The following is a 22,956-nucleotide window of genomic DNA, read 5'->3' as shown; positions in this document are numbered from 1 at the left end:
TATTACTTGAGACTGCCCGACAGGAATTGCTTCAGACGTTCGCTCTTCGTGTTCCTGAACACTTCGTCGGGATGGCCTTCTTCCTCGACGCGGCCCTGGTGCAGAAACATCACGTGGTTCGACACGTTGCGCGCGAAGCCCATTTCGTGCGTGACGACGATCATCGTGCGACCTTCCTCGGCGAGCTTCTGCATTACCTTCAGCACTTCGCCGACGAGCTCCGGGTCGAGCGCGGAGGTCGGCTCGTCGAACAGCATCACATCGGGGTGCATTGCCAGCGCCCGCGCGATCGCGACACGCTGCTGCTGGCCGCCCGACAGATGCGACGGATACTGCTTCTCGAGACGCGGCGCGAGACCGACCTTCTCCAGATATTCGCGCGCGCGGTCCTCGGCTTCCTTGCGCTTCAGACCGAGCACATGCACCGGCGCCTCGATGATGTTCTCGAGCACGTTCATGTGCGACCACAGGTTGAAGTGCTGGAACACCATCGAAAGCTTGGTGCGCACACGCTGCAACTGCTTCGGGTCCGACACACGCAACGCGCCGTCCCTGGCGGTCTGCGTGCGCACTTCCTCGCCGTCGACGAAAATGCGCCCCGCGTTCGGCTGTTCGAGAAAGTTGATGCAGCGGAGCATCGTGCTCTTGCCCGAACCGGACGAACCGATCACGCTGATCACGTCGCCGGCATTGGCTTTCAGCGACACGCCCTTGAGGACTTCGTTGTCGCCGTACTTTTTGTGAAGCTCGTCGACGAAGAGCTTCTGCTTCTTGGAGTTCATCAGGATCCTTAACGAGCTTGCTTGTCCAGGGACGCGCAGTTACTTGCCTTGCGGCCGCAGGTAAGCGAGCCAGCGACGCTCGGCGCGGCGGAACAGCCACACGAGCGCGAAAGAGATACACAGATACAGCAGCGCGGCGATGCCGAACGCATTGAACGACTGATACGTCGCGGAGTTCACGTCGCGCGCGATCTTCAGGATATCCGGCACCGTGGCCGTGAACGCGACGGTGGTCGCGTGCAGCATCAGGATCACTTCGTTGCTGTAGTAGGGCAGTGCGCGGCGCAGCGCCGACGGCAGAATCACGCGCCGGTACAGCGTGAACGACGACATGCCGTACGCGCGCGCTGCTTCGATCTCGCCGTAGGGCGTCGCCTTGATCGCGCCCGCGAAGATTTCGGTCGTGTACGCGCAGGTATTCAGCGTGAACGCGAGCAGCGTGCAGTGCATGCCGTCGCGAAAGAACGCGTTGGTCAGCTCGTTGTTGCGGATGATCTCGAGGCTGTAGAGACCCGTGTAGCACAGCAGCAGCTGCACGTAGAGCGGCGTGCCGCGGAAGATATACGTATAGAGCCACACGAGGCCCGCGAGCCATTTCTTCTTCGACACGCGCGCGACCGCGAGCGGCACCGACAGGCAGAAGCCGAGGCCGATCGACACGACCAGCAGCCATAACGTGATCGCGACGCCGGTGAAGCGATAGCCGTCGGTGAACAGATAGTTGCGCCAGTATTGCTGAATGATCTCGATCATAGATCCGCCTTTCGCACGCCGGTCGAGTAACGCTTTTCGAGGTACATCAGCACGAAGTTCGACACGGTGGTGATGACGAGATAGATCGCCCCCGCGAGCAGGGTAAAGAAGAAGAACCGCAAGGTGCCCTTGCCGGCGTCCTGCGAGGCCTTGACGACGTCGGCGAGACCGATGATCGACACGAGCGCGGTCGCCTTGACCATCACCTGCCAGTTATTGCCGATGCCCGGAAGCGCGAAGCGCATCATTTGCGGGAACATCACGCGCGAGAACACCTGCCAGCTCGTCATGCCGTAGGCGGCGCCCGCTTCGAGCTGGCCGCGCGGCACCGCGATAAACGCTCCGCGGAACGTCTCGGTGAAGTACGCGCCGTAGATGAAGCCGAGCACCGCGACGCCGGCCACGAACGGGTCGATGTCGATCTGCTCCCAGCCGAGCGCGTCGGTCAGGTTGTTCAGCCAGATCTGGATGCTATAGAACAGCAGCAGCATCAGCACTAGATCGGGCACGCCGCGCACGAGCGTCGTATACACCGTGCCGATGCCGTTCGACAGACGGTTCTTCGACAATTTCGCCGCCGCGCCGAGCAGGCCGAGCACGAACGCGAGCGCGAGCGAGAACACCGCCAGCTTGACGGTTTGCCAGGTGCCGCTGAGAAGCAGCGGGCCGTAGCCTTGAAGGAACATAGGTAGTCCACGACGATGCGCTTCTCGCGCACCGCGAAAGACGCGGCCCGCGTAGCGCCGCGTCGGGGACGAGCGCCTGGCTCGCCGTGATCCGCGGCGCACAGCGTGCCGCTGTGCAAATCATGCTGCAGAAACGTTGGTGCTCCTGCAGCGCGCTTGTGGGACTTTCGTCTCGGATTGTTTTGAATCTACTGCCTGGTGTCGCCACCTTCGTTGCCGCTTTCACCGCCACCGGCACGGGCCGGCTTACCACGCAGTATCCTGCCTGTTTCGCTCAACGGCCAGGATAAATGTCGAAATCGAAGTACTGCTTTTCGAGCTTCTTGAACGTGCCGTCCTGATGAACCTCGGCGAGCGCCTGATTGAACTTCGCCTTCAGCTCGGCATCGCCCTTGCGCAGACCGATCGCGGTGCCTTCGCCGATCGTCTGCGGATCCTTCACTTCCGGACCGGCCCAGGCGAACCCTTTGCCGCGCGGCGTCTTCAGAAAGCCGGCGTCGGCCTGCACTTCGTCCTGCAGCGCGGCGTCGAGGCGGCCCGACGCGAGATCCGCGTACACCTGGTCCTGATTCTGGTACGACACGACGAGCACGCCCTTCGGCTCCCACCAGGTCTTCGCGTACTGTTCCTGCGTCGAACCCTGCTCGACGCCGACGTGCTTGCCTTTCAGCGATTCAGGGGTGGGCAGAAGCGGCGAACCGGTTTTCGCAATCATGCGGGCGGGCGCGTCGAACATCCTGTCGGAGAAGTCGATCTGCTCGCGGCGCTTGTCGGTGACGCTCAGCGAGGAAATGATCGCGTCGAACTTGCGAGCTTTCAGCGCCGGGATGATGCCATCGAGATCCTGCGCGACCCACACGCACTTCACGTTCATCTTCGCGCACAGCGCGCGGGTCAGATCGGCATCGAAACCGACGATGTCGCCATCAGGCGACTTCGATTCGAATGGCGGATAACTTGCGTCGACCCCGATGCGCACCGTTTTCCATTCTTTCGCCATCGCGCCGGTGGCCGTGACTGCCAGAGCCACGCACAGTGCGAACTTCTTCATGTTTCTCCTGAATCAAACTGATCGTCGTAATGACACGACTCGACGAGCACCGGCCGAGGGCCGACGGTCGGTATTCTAGGCGGTCAAAATTGACGTGCCGCAGGGATCGTCGCCGCGCTCTGGTCGTCCTTGCGCGGGCGGGTTCGTCCGACGTGGCGCGCCGGTGCGGCGCGTTCGGTGCTTATCGGGCGTGGCTCGCACGGTTTGGTGCCGAGTCGAAGCCCGTCGCGCACCGGTTGCGGCCCGCCCGCCGAGGCTTGCCGGCGCGGCCTGCGCGTCCCGCGGGACGTCCACGCGGCTTGAAAAGCGCGGTATTTTACCCGAAGAGCGGCAAGCTGCCAGCGCAGCGCGGCATCGAGCGGCAAGACGCCGTGCAACGCGTTGTGCGTGCGCGACGCCGGCGCGGTTTTGCGGGCGCCGGGCTGCCGGGCGCCGGGCTGCCGGGCGCGAGGCATCCGGGCGCGGGGCATCCGGGCGCCGGGCTTTCCGCGCGATGGGCTCGCCGGTCGCGCGATTGCATGCAGCGATGGAACGCTGCGGTGCGGTTGCGCACGATTGTTATGGGGGGGCGCAACCCCTACATTCGCAACATCGCTCTGATTGACTACTTACCGGGAGACTTTCCATGATCGAGATTCGCCGCTCCGCAGAACGCGGTCACGCCAACCACGGCTGGCTCGACTCGTATCACAGCTTCTCGTTTGCCGATTACCGCGACCCCGAGCACGTGCACTTCGGGCCGCTGCGCGTGATCAACGAAGACCGCATCGCCGGCGGTCAGGGTTTCGGCGCGCACGGGCATCGCGACATGGAGATCGTCACGTATGTGCTCGAAGGCGCGCTCGCGCATCGCGACAGCATGGGCAATGGCTCGACGATCCGTCCCGGCGACGTGCAGCGCATGAGCGCGGGCACCGGCGTGCAGCATAGCGAGTTCAACGCGTCGCGCGACGAACTCGCGCACTTGCTGCAGATCTGGATCATCCCGCGCCGCGCGGGCGACCAGCCCGGCTACGAGGAAAAGCGCTTCGACGCCGACAGCAAGCGCGGCCGCCTGCGCGTGATCGCGTCGCCCGACGGCCGTGACGGCTCGGTGACGATCCATGCGGACGCGTCGATCTACGCGGGACTGTTCGACGGCGCCGAACACGCGACGTTCGCGCTGCCGGCGGGGCGCCTCGGCTATCTGCACGTCGCGCGCGGCACGCTGAGCGTGAACGGCACGGTGCTCGAGGCGGGCGATGCCGCGAAGCTCAGCGACGTCGACACGGTGACGCTGGAAAAGGGCGGCGACGCGGAAGTGCTGCTGTTCGATCTGGGTCAGTTGAACGGCTGATTCAAGCGGTTGATTCGCGCGGGCCGCCGATCGAGCGGCGAGCAGCGCCAAACAGCAACGCCACGGAAAACCTCTTCCGTGGCGTTTTTCTATTAGCGCGGCGCCCTCCCTGGCCCGCCTCGCGAATGCGCCGCTTATTGATTGGCGGCCGGCGCCGACGCCGCGCCCTTGTGATGCTCCCAGCGCTCGCGCATCTTCTCGTGACGCTGCTCCATCCGCGCGAAGCGCTGCTTCAGCGCCGTGCTGACGGTGGTCTTCTGCTGGTCGTTCAGGCCGTTATAGAACTTCAGCCACGCGTCGGTGGTTTGCTGACGCAGTTGCGCGTCCTTCTGCTCGATCTGCTGATGCGTCGCGGCCATCGCGTTCAGATCCAGGATCGGCTGTTGCTGTGCGGCCTTGAACTGATCTTGAACCTGCTTGTGGTTGGCGCGCATCGCTTCGCGGTTCTGCTTCATCGTATCGAGCGCGTTTTGCCACAGCTTTTCCTGATCCGCGTTCAGCTTCAGCCGGTCGTGGAGTTGGGTCAGTTCCTTCATGAAGTGGCCATGCCAGCCGCCGGGCCCGCCGTGCGCCTGCTCGGCGGGTTGGGCGGCGTAAGCGGCGCCAGCGCCGATGGCGAGAGCGGTGGCAGCAACGGCGAGAACGCGCGACATCTTTTTGGTGGACATATGAGGCTCCTTGTAATGGAATAGCCGACGAAGCAACCGGTCTTTGGACTGCCTGCACTCGGTAAGGCACAGCGTAGAGAACCGCGTGCGCCGCTGTGTTACGCGCCCGGACGCCGCTATTACCAGCAATTACGTGTGGCTTTCACCGTAACACCCGGTAACCCTTCAGACCGTTTGGAAAACGAAATCCCTTTTAGCTGCGCGTTAAACTTCATTCCATGGCTACTCAAATCCTGGTCGTCGACGACGACGTCGAACTGCGCGATCTGTTGCGCGACTATCTCGCCCGTCAGGGCATCGAAGTTTCGGTGCTGCACGACGCGGGCTCGCTCGAACGGCGCCTCGAGCGCGAGCGCCCCGACCTCATCGTGCTGGACCTGATGATGCCCGGCGTGGACGGCCTCACCGCGCTGCGCAAGTTGCGTGCGTCGGGCGACGATATCCCCGTCATCATGCTGACCGCGCGTGCGGACGACGTCGATCGTATCGTCGGGCTCGAACTCGGCGCGGACGATTACCTCGGCAAACCATTCAATCCGCGCGAACTGCTCGCGCGCGTGCAGGCGGTGCTGCGGCGGCGCCGCACGCTGCCGTCGGCGGCCGCGCCCGAGCAGCGCGAGCCGTTCAGCTTCGGCCGCTTCACGCTGGATTTCCAGTCGCGTACGCTGCATCTCGAAGACAAGCCGCTCGCGCTGTCGGGCAGCGAGTTCGCGCTGCTGAAGATTTTCGTCAATCACCCCATGCGCACGCTCACGCGCGAGCGCCTGCTGGAACTGCTGCACGGTCCCGAGTACGACGGCACCGACCGCGGCATCGACGTGCAGGTGTGGCGCCTGCGTCGCATTCTCGAAACCGATCCATCCACGCCGCGCTTCATCCAGACCGTGCGCGGCCGCGGTTACGTGTTCGTGCCGGACGGCGAGCAGCATGCGTCGGCCCATTGATTCGCTGTTCGGGCGGCTCGCGCTGCTCGTCGTCGCGGTGCTGTTGCTGTCGCATTTCGCGTGGTATGCGCTGATGCGACTCGAACGTTCGCAACTGCAAACGCGCTACGCGGTCGAGGAAGCGACCTTCCTCGTCGACGCGGTGCGTCAGCACGTCGCCCGCACACCGGATCAACCGCTGCCGTCGCGTGTGAAGCTGGTCGACCCGGCGAGCCCGGACGTGCCGGCGGCCAGCGCTAACATGCCGCCGCCGCTCGCGCGTTTCGTCGAGGACGTGCGCGACCGCATGCCGGCCGACACCCAGGTGCGCGTCGGTCCGCCCGGCGCTCCGCCCATGCTATGGGTGCGCGCCGTGACCGATCAGAACTGGATCGTCGTGCCGGTGCAGCCGCTGCGCATGCCGCGCTCGCTCGACCGCACGGTCTTGTGGCTCGTTATCATTTTCTCGTTTGCGGTGATGGCGGCGCTGTTCGCTGCGTGGGCGCTGCAGCGGCCGCTGCGCTTGCTCGCGCAGGCGGTGGCGCGCTTCGGTCGCGGGCTGCCGGTGCCGCCGGTGCCCGAGCGCGGGCCGCGCGAGTTGCGGCAACTCACCCATGGCTTCAATCAGATGGTGCAGGAAGTCGCGCGCACCGAGAACGATCGCGCGGTGATGCTTGCCGGTGTCGCGCATGACCTGAAGACGCCGCTCGCGCGTCTGCGACTGCGCGCCGAAATGATGGACGACGCGAAGACGCGCGACGGCGTCGTGCGCGACGTCGATTCGATGACGCATATCGTCGAGCAGTTCCTGCTGTTCGCGCACGACGGCGCGGACCGCAGCGAACCCGTGGAAGTGGATGCGCAGTGCGAGCGTGTCGTGCGCAGCTATCGGGCGGTGGCCAGCAGTGCGTCGACCGTGCACACGGAACTGAACGCCGGGCCGTCATTTCTGCTGCCGGCGGCCACGCTGGACCGGATTCTGTCGAATCTGATCGACAACGCGCATGCGTATGGCGCGCCGCCGGTGGTCGTCGCGACCGCGCGCACACCGCAGAGCTTTACGCTATCAATTAGCGACAGCGGCACGGGCATCGCCGCCCAGGACCTGATCAACGCGAGCCGGCCGTTCGTGCGGCTCGATCCGGCGCGAGGCGGCAACGGCCATAGCGGGCTGGGCCTTGCGATCGTCGAGCGGCTCGTGCGGCGCGCGGGCGGTGAATGGGAAATCGGCAATCATGGCGGCCGCGGTTTGCGGGTGTTGATGAGTTTTCCGTTCGACGTGCTGCCGCGGGTCGCGACCGCCTCGGAAAACGCCTGGTAGAAGCAGGGGTGTTGGCGTCGCGATGCGCGCGCGAGGCGTCGGCATCGCGAGCGGCGAGAGCTCAGTCCGAAAACAGCGTATTCAACGCGTTCGCCGTTTCGCTATCGACGGTATTCCACGTCACCGATTCCGCCTCGAAGATATAGTGCGTCGTATATTTGCCGAGGCGCGCGAGTATTTCCTCCTGAATCAGTTCCGGCGCGACCTCCAGTTTCAGATACCACGCGGTCGACGACAGACGCGTCTGGAACGCGCCGTATTCGGCGAGCAGATGGTCGAAAGCATCAGCGTCGTGATCGCGACAGACGATCACCAGATTTCCCTTCATGCGAATCTCCCGTTAGTGCGGTAGTGACAATCCGATATCAGGATTGATGATACCTGCTTCGTTGCGGGAGGCTCGGCGTCGTTTTCAGCGCGGGGCAGGGTGTCGGCGTGGGTTGGCTGAGCGGAGAGGGCGATACCGTCGCGCGCTGAATCTTTCGGCGAGCGTCAGGCATTCACCTGGCATTCACCAGGCATTCACCGCGGTGCGCGTAGGCGGCGCCGTATCGTCGGGCGGCAGTGCTTCGGTGCGGTCGCGCCCGCCGGTCTTCGCCGCATACAGCGCGGTATCGGCGCGGCTCATGAGACGCTCGGGCAGATCGTCGGGCGACAGTTCGGTGATGCCGATGCTCACGCTCAGCCCCGCCGAGGCCGGCAGCTTCGGCGAGGGCACCGCTTTCAACCGCAGCCGCAGACGCTCGACGACTTCGCGCCCGCCCGTCAGATCGGTGGCCGGCAGCAGCAGGCCGAACTCTTCGCCGCCGAGCCGGCCGACCGCGTCGGAGCCACGCAGCTCGGCGCGACACGTATCGACGAAATGTTCGAGCGCGCGGTCGCCGGCGGCGTGGCCGAAGCGGTCGTTGATCTGCTTGAAGTGGTCGAGATCGGCGATCGCCATGCACAGCGGCTCGCGCCCCGCGTGCGCGCGATCGATCTCGTGGCGTAGCAGGTCGAGGAAATAGCGCCGCGACAGCGCGCCGGTCAACGCATCGTGCCGCGCCTCCGCCGACAGCAGCGTATTGGCCGACTGCAACTGCTCGGCGAGATCGCGTGTCGCGCGATGGTGGCGCCGCTCGCGCACGTAGGACACGGTGATCACCCACGCGAGCGCGACGGTGCCGGCCAGCGTCAGGAACACCAGCAGGTGGTCGCGCTTGTGGTTGCGCAGCAGCTCCGGCCACGCGGCGAGCGGATCGACCAGGTGCGCGGAGAGCCCCGAGTTCAGGCCGCCGCGGTTCTGATAGAGCGCCGGGGCCGGCTGTTCGATCATGCCGAACAGCTGCGCGGCGACCGACGCCGGCACCCACGGCGCCTGCTCACGCACTTGCGTGTCTTCGCGGATCAGCATGTCGGGGAACGTCTCCCGGCGGTAGATGATGCGCCGCTCGGCGGGGCTCATCAGCGTGACGCGCGAGTTCGGCAACGCGTGGCCTTCGAGCGCGCTGTTGTGCGCCATGATGATGACGCCGTTGTCGTCGGACACGAAGGTGCCCGCGTGCGCGACCCAGTGGCGCAACCGCGCGATGCCGACCTTCGCGACCACCGCGCCGACCAGCAGCCCGTCCGCGTACACCGGCGCGGCGATGAAGATGCCCGGCTCGCCGCTCGCGCGACCCACGCCATAGGCTTCGGAGAATGCGCCGAGCAGCGCGTTGGTCAGATAGCCGCGCGCGCGCATGTCCACGCCGACGAACGATTGCTGCGCACCCTCGGGGTTCGACATCGTGCCGCTCGACGCAACACAGATGCCGTTCGCGTTGACGATCCATACCTGATCGAGCCCGGAGAAGCCCTGCGCTTCGTGCAGGAACCTGCTGACCCCGGCCATCTTCGGATCCTTGAGCAAGGCGGCTCGCAAGGCGGGTTCCGCCGCCTCGCTGTTCACGGCATAATTCTGCGATTGCACGAGGGCACGCTGGACCACGTCCATTTCGGCCATGGTTGCGGGGATGGCGCGGGACATCGCGAGGTCGCTGGCAATCACTTCAGCCATGTTGTCGACGATCGACGTGGACATTTGCCGCTGCGTGTGCAACGCCGCGTCCAGCTCTTGCTGTACCATCCGGTCCGCGACCATGCCAGCCACGAACCAGCAGACGAGTACGATCAGCACGAAGCTGACCGGCCCGGCTACCTGGCGCAAGGTTGTCCTGTTCATCGACCCTCTGATCCGTCTGGCTGTGACATGCAACTTGCTCGTTCGTGGGCAGCGCGCTCTCAACGCTGTGTCGTTATCTGCATCAGCTGCGGTTTCGTCCCGTCGCGAGCGAGGTGCGCTGCGCCGTCGCCATGCCCGGGATGATCCGCTGATAAACAGGTACGTCGTTTCCCGATTTTAACCGTCGCGGGGCACGATGCCACCGTTATTGCTGGGATGCCGCCTGCATATGCCGCGCCGATCCGATTCTTAACGGCAGCCGCGCCGCTTTCTTGATAGCTGTGCGGGCCAATGAAGCGATCGAGCGACGACGGCCGGGGCGACGCGCCGATGTGGCTTGCGCGCCACGCCGCGAGACGGCCCCGCGACGTGTCACGCTGAAGCACGCGGCAGCAGAGTACAGTGCGGCGCGGCGACGCGTGCCGGGGCTTGCTGAAGCCTTACGCCACGGCCTCGCGAGGCCGTCTCGCAATTTGCGGCGAAAGGTTGTGCCTGAAACATAGGATGGTGTAGTGTCGTGCCGTCCAAAACGAGGAAAGCCCGCCAGCCCTCGGGCGGCGCCCGCGGCGACAGGAGTTCGGCGTGATGGTTGTGGTCGTGGGCGACGCGTTCACGAACCTGCCCATTGCCGGCCCATGTGTCTCCAACGCTAACGATTTACCACGCACGCGCGTTTTGCCATGCCTGATTTCCGCTTTCCGGACCGACCCATAGACCGCCGCGGAGCAGCCGCGGCCTCCTTCGAGCGTTCGAATGCCTGTTTGAAGAGGGAGGGCATCTGATGGATTTCAGCTTCAACCTGAACCGCACCGCCAATGCGTCGGCATGGCGCGTGTTGCCCAACCGCTGGGACTTCGTCGCGTTCCCGCTGATCATCTGCCTGATTGCGATGGCGTCGATCGGCTTTCACGAGACGCTCGCGCCGATGTCGACGCTAAAGACGCAGGCGATCTCGCTCGATCCGGCCAACCTGCCCGAGTACGCGATGCGCACCACGCTGCGCATGCTCGCGGCGATGGTCGCGTCGCTGATCTTCACGCTGGTCTACGGGACGCTGGCCGCCAAGAGCCGCCGCGCCGGTCTCGTGCTGGTGCCGATTCTCGACATCCTGCAGTCGGTGCCGGTGCTCGGCTACATCTCGTTCACGGTGACGTTCTTCCTCGCGATGTTCCCGGGCCGCGTGCTCGGCGCCGAACTCGCCGCGATTTTCGCGATCTTCACGAGCCAGGCGTGGAACATGACGTTCAGCTTCTATCAGTCGCTGCGCACGGTGCCGCGCGATCTCGACGAAGTCTCGCGCGGCTTTCATCTGACTTCATGGCAGCGCTTCTGGAAACTCGAAGTGCCGTTCTCGATGCCCGGCCTGATCTGGAACATGATGATGTCGATGTCGGGCGGCTGGTTCTTCGTCGTGGCTTCCGAAGCGATCACGGTCGGCAATCATACGGTTACGCTGCCGGGCATCGGCGCCTACCTGGCGCAGGCGATCAGCGACAAGAACCTGCACGCGATCGGCTGGGTCATCCTCGCGATGACGGTCGTGATTCTCGCCTACGACCAGTTGCTGTTCCGTCCGCTCGTCGCGTGGGCCGACAAGTTCCGCATGGAGTTCACGAGTTCGGGCGATGCGCCGGAATCGTGGCTGCTCGACCTGATCCGCCGCACGCGGCTGATTCACCGGTTGCTCGTGCCGCTCGGCTGGATGTTCGCGCGCGCGGCTCGGGTGCGCTTCCAACTGCCGGCGTTCAGCGCGCCGCGCTTTCACATCCCGCAGCGCGAGAAGAACTCGAAGCTCGGCGACTTCATCTGGGCGGCGATCGTGCTGCTCGCCACGGTGTATGTGGTGTACCGCGTGTTCCTGTATGTGCGGACCGGCGTGACGCTCGACGAGATCGGCCACGTGTTGGTGCTGGGCCTGATCACGCTCCTGCGTGTGGTCGTGCTGATCGCGATCGCTTCCGTGATCTGGGTGCCCGTCGGCGTGCTGATTGGCCTGCGCCCCGCGCTCGCGGAAAAGATGCAGCCACTCGCGCAGTTCCTCGCGGCGTTCCCGGCGAATTTGCTGTTCCCGGTGTTCGTGATCGCGATCGTGCGCTTTCACCTGAATCCGGACATCTGGCTGTCGCCGCTGATCGTGCTCGGCACGCAGTGGTATATCCTGTTCAACGTGATTGCAGGTGCAAGCTCGTATCCGAACGACTACCGCGAGGCGGCCAAGAATTTCCACATTCGCGGCTGGCAGTGGTGGCGTCAGGCGATGCTGCCGGGCATTTTTCCGTACTACGTGACCGGTGCGATCACCGCGTCGGGCGGCGCGTGGAACGCGAGCATCGTTGCCGAGTTCGTGCAGTGGGGCGATACCAAGGTCGCCGCGCATGGCCTCGGCGCCTATATCGCGCAGACTACCGCGGCGGGCGACTATCCGAAGATCATCGTGGGCATCGCCGTGATGTCCCTATTCGTGACCCTGTTCAACCGTCTGCTGTGGCGTCCGATGTACGCCTACGCCGAAGGCAAGCTCCGTCTAGATTGAGAAATGAAGGCTTAACGCGATGCAAAATCCTAAAGCTGCTATGACCGCCGCGCCGATCCAGACGCCGCCGAAGCCCCCGCGCCTCGGCGAGGAAATCCTGCGCGTGAAGGACGTGTGCCGCGGCTTCAACAAGACGCAGGGCGAACTGCTCGTCCTCGACGACGCGAATCTGTCGCTGCGCGAGGGCGAGATCGTCGGCTTGCTTGGCCGTTCGGGCTCGGGCAAGTCGACGCTGTTGCGCATCATCGCCGGTCTGATCGAGCCGACCGACGGCGAAGTCACGTACATGGGCAAGCCGCTCGCAGGCCCGGCCAAGGGTGTCGCGATGGTGTTCCAGACCTTCGCGCTGTTTCCGTGGCTGACCGTGCTGCAGAACGTGGAAGCGGGTCTCGAGGCGCAAGGCGTCGGTGCGTCGGAGCGGCGCACGCGCGCGCTCGCCGCGATCGACCTGATCGGCCTCGACGGCTTCGAAAACGCGTATCCGCGCGAGTTGTCGGGTGGCATGCGCCAGCGCGTCGGCTTTGCGCGCGCGCTCGTCGTCGATCCGACGCTGCTGCTGATGGACGAGCCGTTCTCCGCACTCGACGTGCTGACCGCCGAAACGCTGCGTACCGACCTGCTCGATCTGTGGACGCAGGGGCGCATGCCGATCAAGGCGGTGCTGATCGTGACGCACAACATCGAGGAAGCGGTGTTCATGTGTGACCGCATTCTGGTGCTGTCGTCGAACCCGGGCCGCGTGATCGCCGAGATCAAGGTGCCGTTCAAGCATCCGCGCAACCGTCTGGACCCGGCATTCCGCCGCCTCGTCGACGAGATCTACGCGAAGATGACCGCGCGTCAGACCGACGAAAAGACCAAGAAGGGGCTGGAGCTCGGTAGCTGGCTGCCGCACGTGTCGACCAACCTGATGGCCGGTCTGATCGAAACGCTCGCCGCCGCGCCGTATCACGGCCGCGCGGACATGCCGGAAATCGCGCGCTCGCTGCATCTGGAGGTCGACGATCTATTCCCGATCGCTGAAGTGCTGCAGCACCTCGGTTTCGCCGACGTGCGCGAGGGCGACATTTTCCTGACGCCGCCGGCGCGCGTGTTCTCCGAGTTCGGCACGCAGGAACGGAAGATGATGTTCGCCGAGCATCTGCTGCGGCACGTGCCGCTCGCGGCGCGGATCAAGAAGGTGTTGAACGAGCGGCCCGGACATCGCGCGCCGCGCGTGCGTTTCGAGCAGGAGCTCGAGGACTTCCTGTCGGACAGCGCGGCGGAAGAGACGCTCGACGCGGTCATCAACTGGGGCCGTTACGGCGAGATCTTTTCGTATAACGACCAGACCGAAATCTTCAGTCTGGAAGACGTGGAGTCTTAAGCCTGGGTTGCCGCGGAAACGACTGCGGTTCAGACAAAAAAGCGGCGAGGAAAACCTCGCCGCTTTTTTATTGCAGATTGCCCCAGCGTGCAACTGCCGGCTCGGCCGTCGCCCACTTCCAACCCTTGTCCTGCTGGCACGCGCTCGCCGTGAACCACCTCTCGGGCGCGTTCGGGCCGTCACCGTCCTGCACCGAGAACACGAAATCCTTGCACAGCGCGAGCGCCGAGCTGAACGCGCGGGTCACGCGCACCTCGCCATGGCCGTTTTCGATCGGCAAGGTGTGCTTGACCGACCACGGTTTCGTTTCGCCGACCGGCATCGTGCCGACCAGCGCCGCCATCAGATCCTGCTGATCCTTGTGCATGCTGCGCATGTAGCGCGCGACCGCTTCGTCGGTCGCGGCCTGCACGGCCACGCCGACGCCGAGCGCGACGGCCGGATTGCTGGTCACGAGGCCCGATGCGATACCCGCCGCCGCGCCGCTCGCCGCGCCGATCGACGCGCAGCCGCTCGCCAGCAGGCTCGCGCCGACGCATAGCGCGCCGGCCGCGATGAGCCGCATCCGATCACCCATCGGAACGCCAAGCGAACGCAATTTCATTGCAGCGCACCCCAGCGCTCGGTGGCGGGTTCGGCCGACGCCCAACGCCAGTCCTTACCATCACGGCAAACCGATGCGATGTAGAACGCGCTGCTCGCGGGCTTGTCGCGCGTTGCGTTTTGATCGACGGAAAAGACGATTTCCTTGCAGTCGAGCTGGCCGGTGCTGATCAGACGGCTGACGGTCACGCGGCCGTGTTCGTCGTCTTCGATTGGGAAAGAGTGGGTGATGCTCCACGGGGCGACCGCGCCGACCTCGAGCGGACCGGCCGCCTGCGCGATGCTGTTCTGCGTATTCGTGTGAACTACGCGCTCCGAGTACTGCACACCGGCGCGCGCGGCGGCGACCGCGCCAAGACCGATACCGGTCGCGACCGCCGCATTGCTGGTGACCTTGTTGGCGACCGCGGCGCCCGCGACACCGGCGCCCGCGACCGCGCCTTCCGTGTACAACGAACTGCAGCCGCTCAATGCCGACGAAACCGCCAGCGCCAGCGCGATCAGCGCCGTTACGTGGGGGCGTTTGCCAGCGACAACGGACTTCGCGTTGACAGCCCACACCATGTTCTTTTGCATTTCTCCCGTCCCTGCCCGTACAGGTGCCTGCGTTCACGCTTCGCGCGTGTAAACGAAGGACACGTCGTTCATTATGCAGCCGCATTGTGCAGGATGCGTTTTGTAATTGGCAGCGAAAAAATGCAAGAAATTGCAAAACATCGTGCGCTGCGATGTTTTCTGTCGCATGGGCGGGCTTACCTGGCTCTGCCAGGTATTGGGGACATCAGGTGAATTTGCCGTCGGCGTGAGACGTTGAGCAGGTGAATTCGGTGCCGCGAAACGCGCGGCGAAAGGATCATGACGAACAGCGCAACAGCTGGCCGCCGCCATCGGCGGACGGCTCGCGTTGCACCGTGCCTATGAGTCGGCTTCGTCTTCCCCGCTTTCGTCGCCGTATGCGCTCAGCCGGTTGTACAGCGTTTTGAGGCTCACGCCGAGCGCTTTGGCCGCGCGTCGCTTGTCGCCGCCGCAGTACTTGAGGGTGCCGAGAATGATCTGCTTCTGCGCGTCGGCGAGCGGCGTGCCGATCCACACGCTCATCGTGTCGCCTTGAGTGACCGCTTTCTTGACTCGCGACGCAAGATGCGGATGCGGCAATTCAACCGTCTTTTCCGCGAGAATGAACGCGCGATAGACGGCGTTCTTCAACTCGCGCACGTTGCCCGGCCACGACCATGAACGCAGCGTTTCGATCGAGCGTTTGCTGAAGCTCTTGTTGGTGCCTTCCTGCTGATTCAATTGCGCGAGGAAGTGTTGCGCGAGCAGTTCGCGATCGTTTTCGCGCTCGCGCAGCGGCGGCGCGCGCAGCGGAAACACCGCGAGCCGGTACATCAGATCCTCGCGCAAGCCGTTTTCCTTGACGGCTACCGCGGGGTCGCGATTGGTCGCGGCGATCACGCGCACGTTGCCGCTGATCAACTCGTTGCCGCCGACGCGATAGAACGTGCCGGTTTCGAGCGCGCGCAGCAGCTTGACCTGGCGCACCGGCGCCATTTCGGTGATTTCGTCCAGAAACAGCGTGCCGCCGTTCGCATGTTCGAAGTAGCCGACGCGGCCCTGGACCGCGCCGGTGAAGCTGCCTTTTTCGTGGCCGAACAGTTCGGCTTCGATCAGCTCATCGGGAATCGCGCCGCAGTTCACGGCGACGAACGCGCCGTCCTTGCGGCCGCTGCGCTCGTGGATGGTGCGGGCGATCAGCTCCTTGCCGGTGCCCGATTCGCCGATGATCAGCGCGGTCGCGTCGGTATCCGCGACGCGTTCGATCTGTTCGTACAGATCGAGCATTACCGGCGACGAGCCGTACAGCAGCCCGTACGATTTCAGTCCCGCGACGGCGTCCGCGACGCGCTGCTTCGCTTGTGGCGAAGCATTGCCACCGGCGGACACGGTGGGCGAGTCCAGATCGATTGACGCCATAAAAAGGGAAGTCCTGTGCAAATGGAGTTCGTGTTGCGGCGCGCAGGCCTTGAATGCGATAGACCGTACAGCCACTATCTCATAAAAGACGATTTAACCACTTCGACACTGATTCCGGCAATCGAACTGGCAGCCGCTGAAATAGTCGTGCGCGCGATCGGTCGAAAGTGCGCGAAATTGGCTTTATCAGCGCCCTGGAGCGGTAAATATACCGGGCACATGCATTGCATCATTGACCGTTTGATCGAGTCGTGCGAGGTTTGACGGCTACGTCGCAGCGCCGCCGGCCAGCGCAAACCGGCAACCCGCATCGTGCGCCCGAAGCCCGAACTGTTGCACCGGTCGACGCACCGATTCCGCGGCAACGCACGAACGCCGAATCAGACGAGGAGTGAACGATGACTGACACCACACAACAACTTGCACTCGGCGGACAGAAGATCGTCGAGGATCTTCGGGTGCTGCTGAGGGACTCGGAGGAAATGCTGCGGCTCGCCGCCAACGTGCCGGGCGAAGGCGTCGGCGCCTTGCGCGACCGGCTCGGCACGCACGTGGAAACGCTGCAATCGACGCTCGGCGATGCGCAACGCAACGTGCATCGCCGATATCGCGGGGCGGCGGTCAGCGCCGAGCACTATGTGCGCCATAACCCGTGGCGCTCGCTCGCGCTCGCGGCGGGCACCGGTTTTCTGCTCGGCGTGCTGGTCGCGCGTTAGGCGCGGCGCACGCTTGGCACGGCTGCATCCATCCGCATCACGATCCAAGGAGTTCATGATGACACGACCCACAATTGGTTTTTTTGGCGCATTGATGGCAATCGGCGGCTTCCTGGCGGTTCGCTACGTGCAACACAAGCGCATGGGCCAGGTCTCACCGGCGCGCGAGCTGAGCCGCTGGGAAAACGAGGGCGGCGCGGTGGCGGCGCCGGCGACTTTGTCGACCGAGCTGGCGCCTGCCTCGCACAGCGCCAACGGCTCGGGGCAGGTCAACGGCGAACCTCGCGCATGGCCCTTTCCGCGCGGCTGACGCGGTTCGCTCGAATGCAACGCGGCCTGCCGCCGGCGCCTGGAACGGGATTGTTAAATGAATCTTATAAAGCCGTATAATAGGTAAATAGACAACAATGACGCGGAAGTTGGCGCGAATCTGGCCGTTATTGTTGCAATTTTTCATCAAATGGTCGGCGGAACGGAACGCAATCGAGTCCGCGTCATGCAGCCGACCGGACCCAGCCGCATGCCCATTGGCATGTTCCGCATATTTTCTGACCCACGCTTGCAGGCTTTCGAAACGCGATGCCACATGTACTCATTGTCGATGACGACGCAGGTACCCGCGAGGCACTTTCCGCCGTCATCGGGGAAGACGGGCTGACCACCGCCACCGCGGGCGATCTGCGCGAAGCGCGTATTCAACTGATCCGGCAGATGCCGGACGTCGTTTTCACCGACCTGAAGCTGCCCGACGGCAGCGGGGTCGATCTGTTCGAAGATCTCGATCCGCGCTCCGGCGTCGAAGTGATCGTGATCACTGGCCACGCGACGGTCGAGTCGGCGGTCAGCGCACTGAAAATGGGCGCGGCCGACTACCTCGTGAAGCCGATCAACATGCAGCGCGTGAAGTCGATCCTGTCGCGCCTGCCGCGCGCCGGCGACCTGAAGGCGGAAATCGGCACGCTGCGCGGCGAGTTGCGCCGCATGGGCCGCTTCGGTCTGATGCTCGGCAATTCGCCGGCGATGCAGGAGGTCTACGACCAGATCAGCCGCGTCGCGCCGACGGCGGCCTCGGTGATGCTCGTCGGCGAATCGGGCACCGGCAAGGAAGTTGCCGCGCAGACGCTGCACGAGCTGAGCCTGCGCCGCAAGCACGCGTTCCTCGCGGTCAACTGCGGCGCGATTTCGCCGAATCTGATCGAATCGGAAATGTTCGGCCACGAGCGCGGTTCCTTCACCGGCGCGGACCGGCAGCACAAGGGCTATTTCGAGCGCGCGAACGGCGGCACGCTGTTCCTCGACGAAATCACCGAGATGCCGATCGAGCTGCAGGTAAAGCTGCTGCGCGTGCTTGAGACCGGCATGTTCATGCGCGTCGGCACGACCAAGGAAATCGAAACCGACGTGCGTCTGATCGCGGCCACCAATCGCGATCCCGAGCAGGCGGTGCTCGAAGGCAAGCTGCGGCTCGATCTGTACCACCGGCTGAACGTGTTTCCGATCAGCCTGCCGCCGCTGCGCGAGCGCGGCAAGGACGTCGAGCTGCTCGCGCAATCGTTCCTCGATGAGCTCAACGAGCGTCACGGCACGAAGAAGCATTTCCCTGTCGCGGTGAAGGACATGCTGCTGTCGTATCCGTGGCCGGGCAATGTGCGCGAACTGAAGAACTACGTGCAGCGCGCGCACATCATGTCGAGCGGGGATTCGGATAGCACGGCAACGGTGCCGTTGCAAATCACGCTGTCGAAGCCCGCGGCCGGCACCGCGATCACGATCCCATTCGGCACCTCGCTCGCGGAAGCCGACCGTCAGCTGATTCTTGCGACGCTCGAGCAATGCGGCGGCGTGAAGACGCGCGCCGCGGAAATTCTCGGCATCAGCCTGAAGACGCTGTACAACCGGCTCGTCGAGTACGGCAACGATGCGCGCGACGACGGCGATCCCACCGACGAATCACGCGCACTCGGCGGCGCGGACGCCTGATCCGCGCCTCGTTCGCACGTCATCCGGGTTCCCCAGTACCCGCCCGCCCGGGCTTCCGGGCGGGCACCCGAACGGCACAAGCCTTGCTGCGCTCCGGTGGAACGCAAAACGAGGTCACCGACATGCCGCACCTGCCGCCGCACCTGTCGCATTACGCTGCCGTTTCCGCGCCGTCCAGGCCGTTGCACGCTCATCGGCCCGAACCGGTCGAGCCGCCCACTGCACCTCCCATCGCGCCGCCGGACCCGGCCGAACCCGACACGATCCCCGGCCCGACACCCGATCCGATCGAACCCGTCGAACCGGTCACGCCGCCGATCGGCGATCCGCCGCCGCAGCCAACGCAAACGCCTCAGGCCGCCGACCGTCCGTCGCGACCCGCGGCAATGTTGATACGACCGTCGATTGTCGGCGCCCTGTCGCGCACTCGATGGAACCACATCCCGCACTGCAAGGCGTCATGCCCTGGGTCGGTGCAGAGCATTGCTGTACTTGTTACAAAGCCGGCGCATGTTTTACCGGCAATTTACGGTTTCGCCCCCTAGACTGTAGGGATGCCGCGACAAGCGGCAGGCTTCCCCCGGAGGCACGATCATGAGACATCCCGCATTGCGACGTTCCGCGCGGCACCCCAAGCGCGGGCCACGGCCGGCCGAGGTCGAGACTGGGCCGGTGGTGTCGCCGGACCCGGCCGCGCAGAATCGGATCGCCCCGCATACGCCGCCGGACGGCGAGCACAACCAGGGCGGGGTGCGTCAGGAAGGCCTCGAATACCAGCGCGATCTGGGCTCGGAGCAGGATGCCTGAGGCAGCGTAGCACCCGGGCGGGGATATCCCGGCGACCCGGGATACCGGTAAGAAAGACCTCCGCATTCGTCGGATTTAACAGAAAAATTTTCTTCGCCATCCGTGATGATTGCGGGCATTTGCTCGTTTGTCACATTTTCATACAACTTTGTTTCCGATATCTCATATATCGGCACGATGATTGCGTGCACCGTTTTGGCGCAATTCCGCATACAACGAAACAATGGAGCACTAATGAGCAGATTGATCGTGGTATCGAATCGTGTCGCACCGATTCAGGAAGCGCGTCCGGCAGCGGGCGGGCTCGCGATCGGCGTGCTGGACGCACTGAAGGAGACCGGCGGCGTCTGGTTCGGTTGGAGCGGCGAAACGGTCAGCGAGCCATCCGCGCCCGTGATCGAGAAGCAGGGCAACGTCACCTACGCGACTGTGGGCCTCACCAAGCGCGATTACGACGAGTACTACCGCGGTTTTTCGAACACCACGTTGTGGCCGACCTTCCACTATCGCAACGACCTGTCCCGCTACGACCGCGAGGACTACGCGGGCTACCAGCGCGTCAACGCGACGCTCGCGAAGCAGCTCAAGGAACTGCTCAAGCCCAGCGACATCATCTGGGTGCACGACTACCATCTGCTGCCGTTCGCGCGCTGCCTGCGTGAGCTCGGCGTGAAGAACCCGATCGGCTTCTTCCTGCACATTCCGTTTCCGGTGCCCGAAGTGTTGCGCACGATTCCGCCGCATGAAGAACTCGTCAAGGCGATGTGCAGCTACGACGTGATCGGCTTTCAGACCGAAGCGGATCGCCAGTCGTTCGTCGACTATATCGAGCGCGGTCACCATGGCACGTCGAGCGAAGACGGCATGGTGCACGCGTACAACCGCTTCCTGAAGGTTGGCGCGTACCCGATCGGCATCTATCCCGACGCGATCGCGAAGACCGCCGAGCAGTTCACCGACCGCAAGGCGGTGCGCAGCCTGCGCGACGGCATGCGCGGGCGCAAGCTGATCATGAGCGTCGACCGGCTCGATTATTCGAAGGGGCTGGTCGAGCGCTTCCAGGCATTCGAGCGGCTGTTGCAGAACGCGCCCGGCTGGCACGGCCGCGTGTCGCTCGTGCAGATCGCGCCGCCGACCCGCGCCGACGTGCAGACCTATCAGCGCATCCGGCAAACGCTCGAGGGCGAGGCGGGCCGCATCAACGGCCGGTTCGCGCAGCTCGACTGGACGCCGATCCAGTATCTGAACCGCAAGTACGAGCGCAATCTGCTGATGGCGCTCTTCCGCCAGTCGCAGGTCGGCTATGTGACGCCGCTGCGCGACGGCATGAACCTGGTGGCCAAGGAGTACGTCGCGTCGCAGGATCCGGCCGATCCGGGCGTACTCGTGCTGTCGCAATTCGCGGGCGCGGCCGAGCAGTTGCCGGGCGCGCTCGTCGTCAATCCGTTCGATCTGTCGCAGATGGCTGAAGCGCTCGAGCGCGCATTAGCGATGCCGCTCGCCGAACGTCAGGCGCGTCATGCGGACATGATGGAGCCGATGCGCGAGAGCAACCTGTCGGTGTGGCGCGATACGTTGCTCGATGATCTGCGCCACGTCGCGACCGCGTCTTCGGTGACGGCCAAAGCGGTAAAGCTCGCTGACGTGACGGCATCGCCCTGAGCCGACAGGCGCGGCCCGCGCGGGCGGGCGGCGCGTGTGTGCCGCTCACGTCGTGCATGGAGTGACAGGGAAGATCAAAGCAAAAAGGCGTGCATCGCCTCGTGCGATGCGCGCCTTTTTATCGTGCATGTCTTGCACGCATAACGGCCACAGCCCTCAGGCCGGCTGCGCCGCCTTCTGCATGACCCGCATCGTGCTGACGACCGCCGCGACCGCGGAGAACCCCGCGGCCACGTACAGCGCGATGATCGTCCCGCTCTGCGGCGCGACGCCGAAGATCAGCGCGACCAGCGCCGCGCCGAGCGTTTGCCCGGTCAGGCGCGCGGTGCCGAGCATGCCGCTCGCGCCGCCGCTGCGTTCGCGCGGCGCGGACGACAGCATCGTGCGATTGTTCGGCGACTGGAAGATGCCGAAGCCCGCGCCGCACAGCGCCATGCGCCACGAAATCTGCAGCGCGTCCGGGTGAGGCCCGAGCGTCGCGAGCAGCAGCAGGCCGACGGTCATCGCGGCGAGCCCGACGCCGCCGAGCCAGCCGGCCGATATCCTGTCCGACAGCACGCCGGCAATGGGCGCCGCGATGATGATGATCGCGGGCCACGGCGTCATCAAAAGACCCGTTTCGACCTGCGACATGCCGAACGTTTCCTGCAGCAGGAACGGCAGCGACACGAACGCGAGCATCTGCGCGCAGAACGAGCAGACCGACGTGCCGATCGACAGCGCGAACACCGGAATACGCAGCAGGTCGATCGGCAGCAGCGGGGCGGGCCGCGTCAGCTGGCGACGCACGAAGAAGTAGCCGATGACCAGCGCTCCGAGCGCCTCGAGCGTCACGTAGCCGAAACGCTCGCCGTGGCCGAGGCCATCGACCGCGAAAATCAGCAGGCCGAACACGAACGCGTTCATCACCGCGCTCAGATAGTCGTACGGGGATTCGTGGCCGGGGTTCATCGGCAGCGCCTTGAAGCCGCCGACGATCGCCGCGATCCCGATCGGCACGTTGATCGCGAACAGCCACGGCCAGCTCGCGATCGCGAGCACGCCCGAGGCGACCGTCGGCCCGACCGCCGACGACACCGCCACCACCATCGCGTTGATCGAGACGCCGCGCCCGAGCTGGTTGGGCGGATAGATCATGCGCACGATCGCGGTGTTCACGCTCATGATGCCGGCCGCGCCGAAGCCCTGGATCACTCGCGCGAACGCGAGCGTCGCCAGCGAGTTCGACAGCGCGCAACCGAACGACGCGACCGTGAACAGGATCAGGCCCGACAGATAAATGCGCCGGTAGCCGATGCGGTCGCCGAGCGACGCGAGCGGCAGCAGCGAGATCGTGATCGCAAGCTGATACGCGTTGACGACCCAGATCGACGCGGCGGCGCTCGCATTGAGGTTGCGCGCGATCGTCGGCAGCGCGACGTTGGCGATCGCGCTGTCGAGCACCGCGAGCGTCAGCGAGAGCGCGATGACGAGCATCGCCCAGTAGCGTTGTGGGACCGGTAGGCCCAGTTCCTTGCCTTCGAAGCGGGAAGTGGAGGACGTCGAGCCGTCCGTGCGCGGGGAGGGTGCGTGCATCGATTGTTTGATTTGTC

General features: G+C 64.8%; 21 protein-coding genes and 1 pseudogene. 11 read left to right on the top strand and 11 right to left on the bottom strand.

Annotated elements, in window-relative coordinates; translation table 11 throughout:
* Positions 1-2 precede the first annotated feature (2 nt).
* The 4 genes from OKW35_RS04295 to OKW35_RS04280 form a co-directional block, all read right to left on the bottom strand.
* Positions 3-782, bottom strand: coding sequence for an ABC transporter ATP-binding protein (locus OKW35_RS04295; RefSeq protein ID WP_184021339.1), 780 nt, complete (start codon positions 780-782; stop codon positions 3-5).
* Positions 783-821: 39 nt separating this feature from the next.
* Positions 822-1,535: an ABC transporter permease gene (locus OKW35_RS04290; RefSeq protein WP_018419774.1), complete on the bottom strand. Its 714-nt coding sequence runs from the start codon at positions 1,533-1,535 to the stop codon at positions 822-824.
* Positions 1,532-2,221: an ABC transporter permease gene (locus OKW35_RS04285; protein WP_184007926.1), complete on the bottom strand. Its 690-nt coding sequence runs from the start codon at positions 2,219-2,221 to the stop codon at positions 1,532-1,534. Before OKW35_RS04285 ends, OKW35_RS04290 begins: the two co-directional genes overlap by 4 nt.
* A 274-nt stretch (positions 2,222-2,495) precedes the next feature.
* Positions 2,496-3,272, bottom strand: coding sequence for an ABC transporter substrate-binding protein (locus tag OKW35_RS04280; protein ID WP_184059535.1), 777 nt, complete (start codon positions 3,270-3,272; stop codon positions 2,496-2,498).
* A 625-nt stretch (positions 3,273-3,897) separates the two neighbouring features.
* Here OKW35_RS04280 and OKW35_RS04275 point away from each other — a divergent pair.
* On the top strand, positions 3,898-4,608 hold the full coding sequence (locus tag OKW35_RS04275) for a pirin family protein (protein ID WP_429551303.1): 711 nt from the start codon (positions 3,898-3,900) through the stop codon (positions 4,606-4,608).
* A 134-nt stretch (positions 4,609-4,742) separates the two neighbouring features.
* Here OKW35_RS04275 and OKW35_RS04270 read toward each other — a convergent pair whose 3' ends face one another.
* The gene (locus OKW35_RS04270) at positions 4,743-5,276 is read right to left on the bottom strand and encodes a periplasmic heavy metal sensor (protein WP_090803559.1); all 534 of its coding nucleotides are present in this window, start codon (positions 5,274-5,276) and stop codon (positions 4,743-4,745) included.
* Between the two features lie 218 nt (positions 5,277-5,494).
* Here OKW35_RS04270 and OKW35_RS04265 point away from each other — a divergent pair, with 218 nt between their 5' ends.
* A complete protein-coding gene (locus OKW35_RS04265) occupies positions 5,495-6,220 on the top strand; it encodes a response regulator (protein ID WP_090803560.1) in 726 nt (241 codons plus the stop codon).
* A complete protein-coding gene (locus OKW35_RS04260; RefSeq protein ID WP_184059533.1) occupies positions 6,204-7,520 on the top strand; it encodes an ATP-binding protein in 1,317 nt (438 codons plus the stop codon). The genes OKW35_RS04265 and OKW35_RS04260 overlap by 17 nt, the downstream gene beginning before the upstream one ends.
* A 61-nt stretch (positions 7,521-7,581) precedes the next feature.
* Here OKW35_RS04260 and OKW35_RS04255 read toward each other — a convergent pair whose 3' ends face one another.
* Positions 7,582-7,848, bottom strand: a complete 267-nt coding sequence (locus OKW35_RS04255; protein WP_018419782.1) for a hypothetical protein — start codon at positions 7,846-7,848, stop codon at positions 7,582-7,584.
* A gap of 183 nt (positions 7,849-8,031) precedes the next feature.
* A complete protein-coding gene (locus OKW35_RS04250) occupies positions 8,032-9,723 on the bottom strand; it encodes a sensor domain-containing diguanylate cyclase (RefSeq protein WP_184059531.1) in 1,692 nt (563 codons plus the stop codon).
* 781 nt (positions 9,724-10,504) lie between these two features.
* Between OKW35_RS04250 and OKW35_RS04245 the strand changes: the two genes are divergently transcribed.
* Positions 10,505-12,256: an ABC transporter permease gene (locus OKW35_RS04245; RefSeq protein WP_184059529.1), complete on the top strand. Its 1,752-nt coding sequence runs from the start codon at positions 10,505-10,507 to the stop codon at positions 12,254-12,256.
* A gap of 19 nt (positions 12,257-12,275) precedes the next feature.
* Entirely contained in the window at positions 12,276-13,622 is a 1,347-nt protein-coding gene (locus OKW35_RS04240; protein ID WP_026225663.1) for an AAA-associated domain-containing protein, read from the top strand.
* Positions 13,623-13,689: 67 nt separating this feature from the next.
* On the opposite strand, the gene OKW35_RS04235 is transcribed toward OKW35_RS04240, so the two are convergent.
* The 3 genes from OKW35_RS04235 to OKW35_RS04225 all read right to left on the bottom strand — a co-directional run bounded on the left by OKW35_RS04235 (position 13,690) and on the right by OKW35_RS04225 (position 16,199).
* Complete coding sequence (locus OKW35_RS04235) at positions 13,690-14,226, bottom strand: hypothetical protein (RefSeq protein WP_090803568.1); 537 nt, start codon at positions 14,224-14,226, stop codon at positions 13,690-13,692.
* Complete coding sequence (locus tag OKW35_RS04230; protein WP_184059527.1) at positions 14,223-14,801, bottom strand: hypothetical protein; 579 nt, start codon at positions 14,799-14,801, stop codon at positions 14,223-14,225. The genes OKW35_RS04235 and OKW35_RS04230 overlap by 4 nt, the downstream gene beginning before the upstream one ends.
* A 339-nt stretch (positions 14,802-15,140) precedes the next feature.
* Positions 15,141-16,199, bottom strand: coding sequence for a sigma-54 interaction domain-containing protein (locus OKW35_RS04225; RefSeq protein ID WP_429551302.1), 1,059 nt, complete (start codon positions 16,197-16,199; stop codon positions 15,141-15,143).
* A 398-nt stretch (positions 16,200-16,597) separates the two neighbouring features.
* Between OKW35_RS04225 and OKW35_RS04220 the strand changes: the two genes are divergently transcribed.
* The 6 genes and pseudogenes from OKW35_RS04220 (at position 16,598) to otsA (ending at position 21,364) form a co-directional block, all read left to right on the top strand.
* Positions 16,598-16,915, top strand: coding sequence for a DUF883 family protein (locus OKW35_RS04220; RefSeq protein WP_184059523.1), 318 nt, complete (start codon positions 16,598-16,600; stop codon positions 16,913-16,915).
* A 58-nt stretch (positions 16,916-16,973) separates the two neighbouring features.
* Positions 16,974-17,225 (top strand): hypothetical protein, encoded by a 252-nt coding sequence (locus OKW35_RS04215; RefSeq protein ID WP_090805625.1) that lies wholly within the window; start codon positions 16,974-16,976, stop codon positions 17,223-17,225.
* Positions 17,226-17,494: 269 nt separating this feature from the next.
* Positions 17,495-18,895 carry a sigma-54-dependent transcriptional regulator gene (locus tag OKW35_RS04210; protein WP_090803573.1) on the top strand — a complete coding sequence of 467 codons (1,401 nt, stop codon included), beginning with the start codon at positions 17,495-17,497 and terminating at the stop codon, positions 18,893-18,895.
* Positions 18,896-19,017: 122 nt separating this feature from the next.
* Positions 19,018-19,275: pseudogene (locus OKW35_RS04205) on the top strand (hypothetical protein); the annotation flags it as partial.
* Between the two features lie 214 nt (positions 19,276-19,489).
* Positions 19,490-19,702 carry a hypothetical protein gene (locus OKW35_RS04200; protein ID WP_429335943.1) on the top strand — a complete coding sequence of 71 codons (213 nt, stop codon included), beginning with the start codon at positions 19,490-19,492 and terminating at the stop codon, positions 19,700-19,702.
* Between the two features lie 234 nt (positions 19,703-19,936).
* Positions 19,937-21,364 carry an alpha,alpha-trehalose-phosphate synthase (UDP-forming) gene (gene otsA, locus OKW35_RS04195; protein WP_090803575.1) on the top strand — a complete coding sequence of 476 codons (1,428 nt, stop codon included), beginning with the start codon at positions 19,937-19,939 and terminating at the stop codon, positions 21,362-21,364.
* 156 nt (positions 21,365-21,520) lie between these two features.
* Here otsA and OKW35_RS04190 read toward each other — a convergent pair whose 3' ends face one another.
* Complete coding sequence (locus OKW35_RS04190; protein ID WP_429551301.1) at positions 21,521-22,939, bottom strand: MFS transporter; 1,419 nt, start codon at positions 22,937-22,939, stop codon at positions 21,521-21,523.
* Positions 22,940-22,956: the final 17 nt, after the last annotated feature.

This window comes from Paraburkholderia sp. MM5477-R1, assembly GCF_050436385.1.
GTDB classification, from domain to species: domain Bacteria; phylum Pseudomonadota; class Gammaproteobacteria; order Burkholderiales; family Burkholderiaceae; genus Paraburkholderia; species Paraburkholderia tuberum.
Note: the sequence above shows the minus strand (reverse complement) of the source record. Positions and strands in the feature narration are given on the sequence as shown.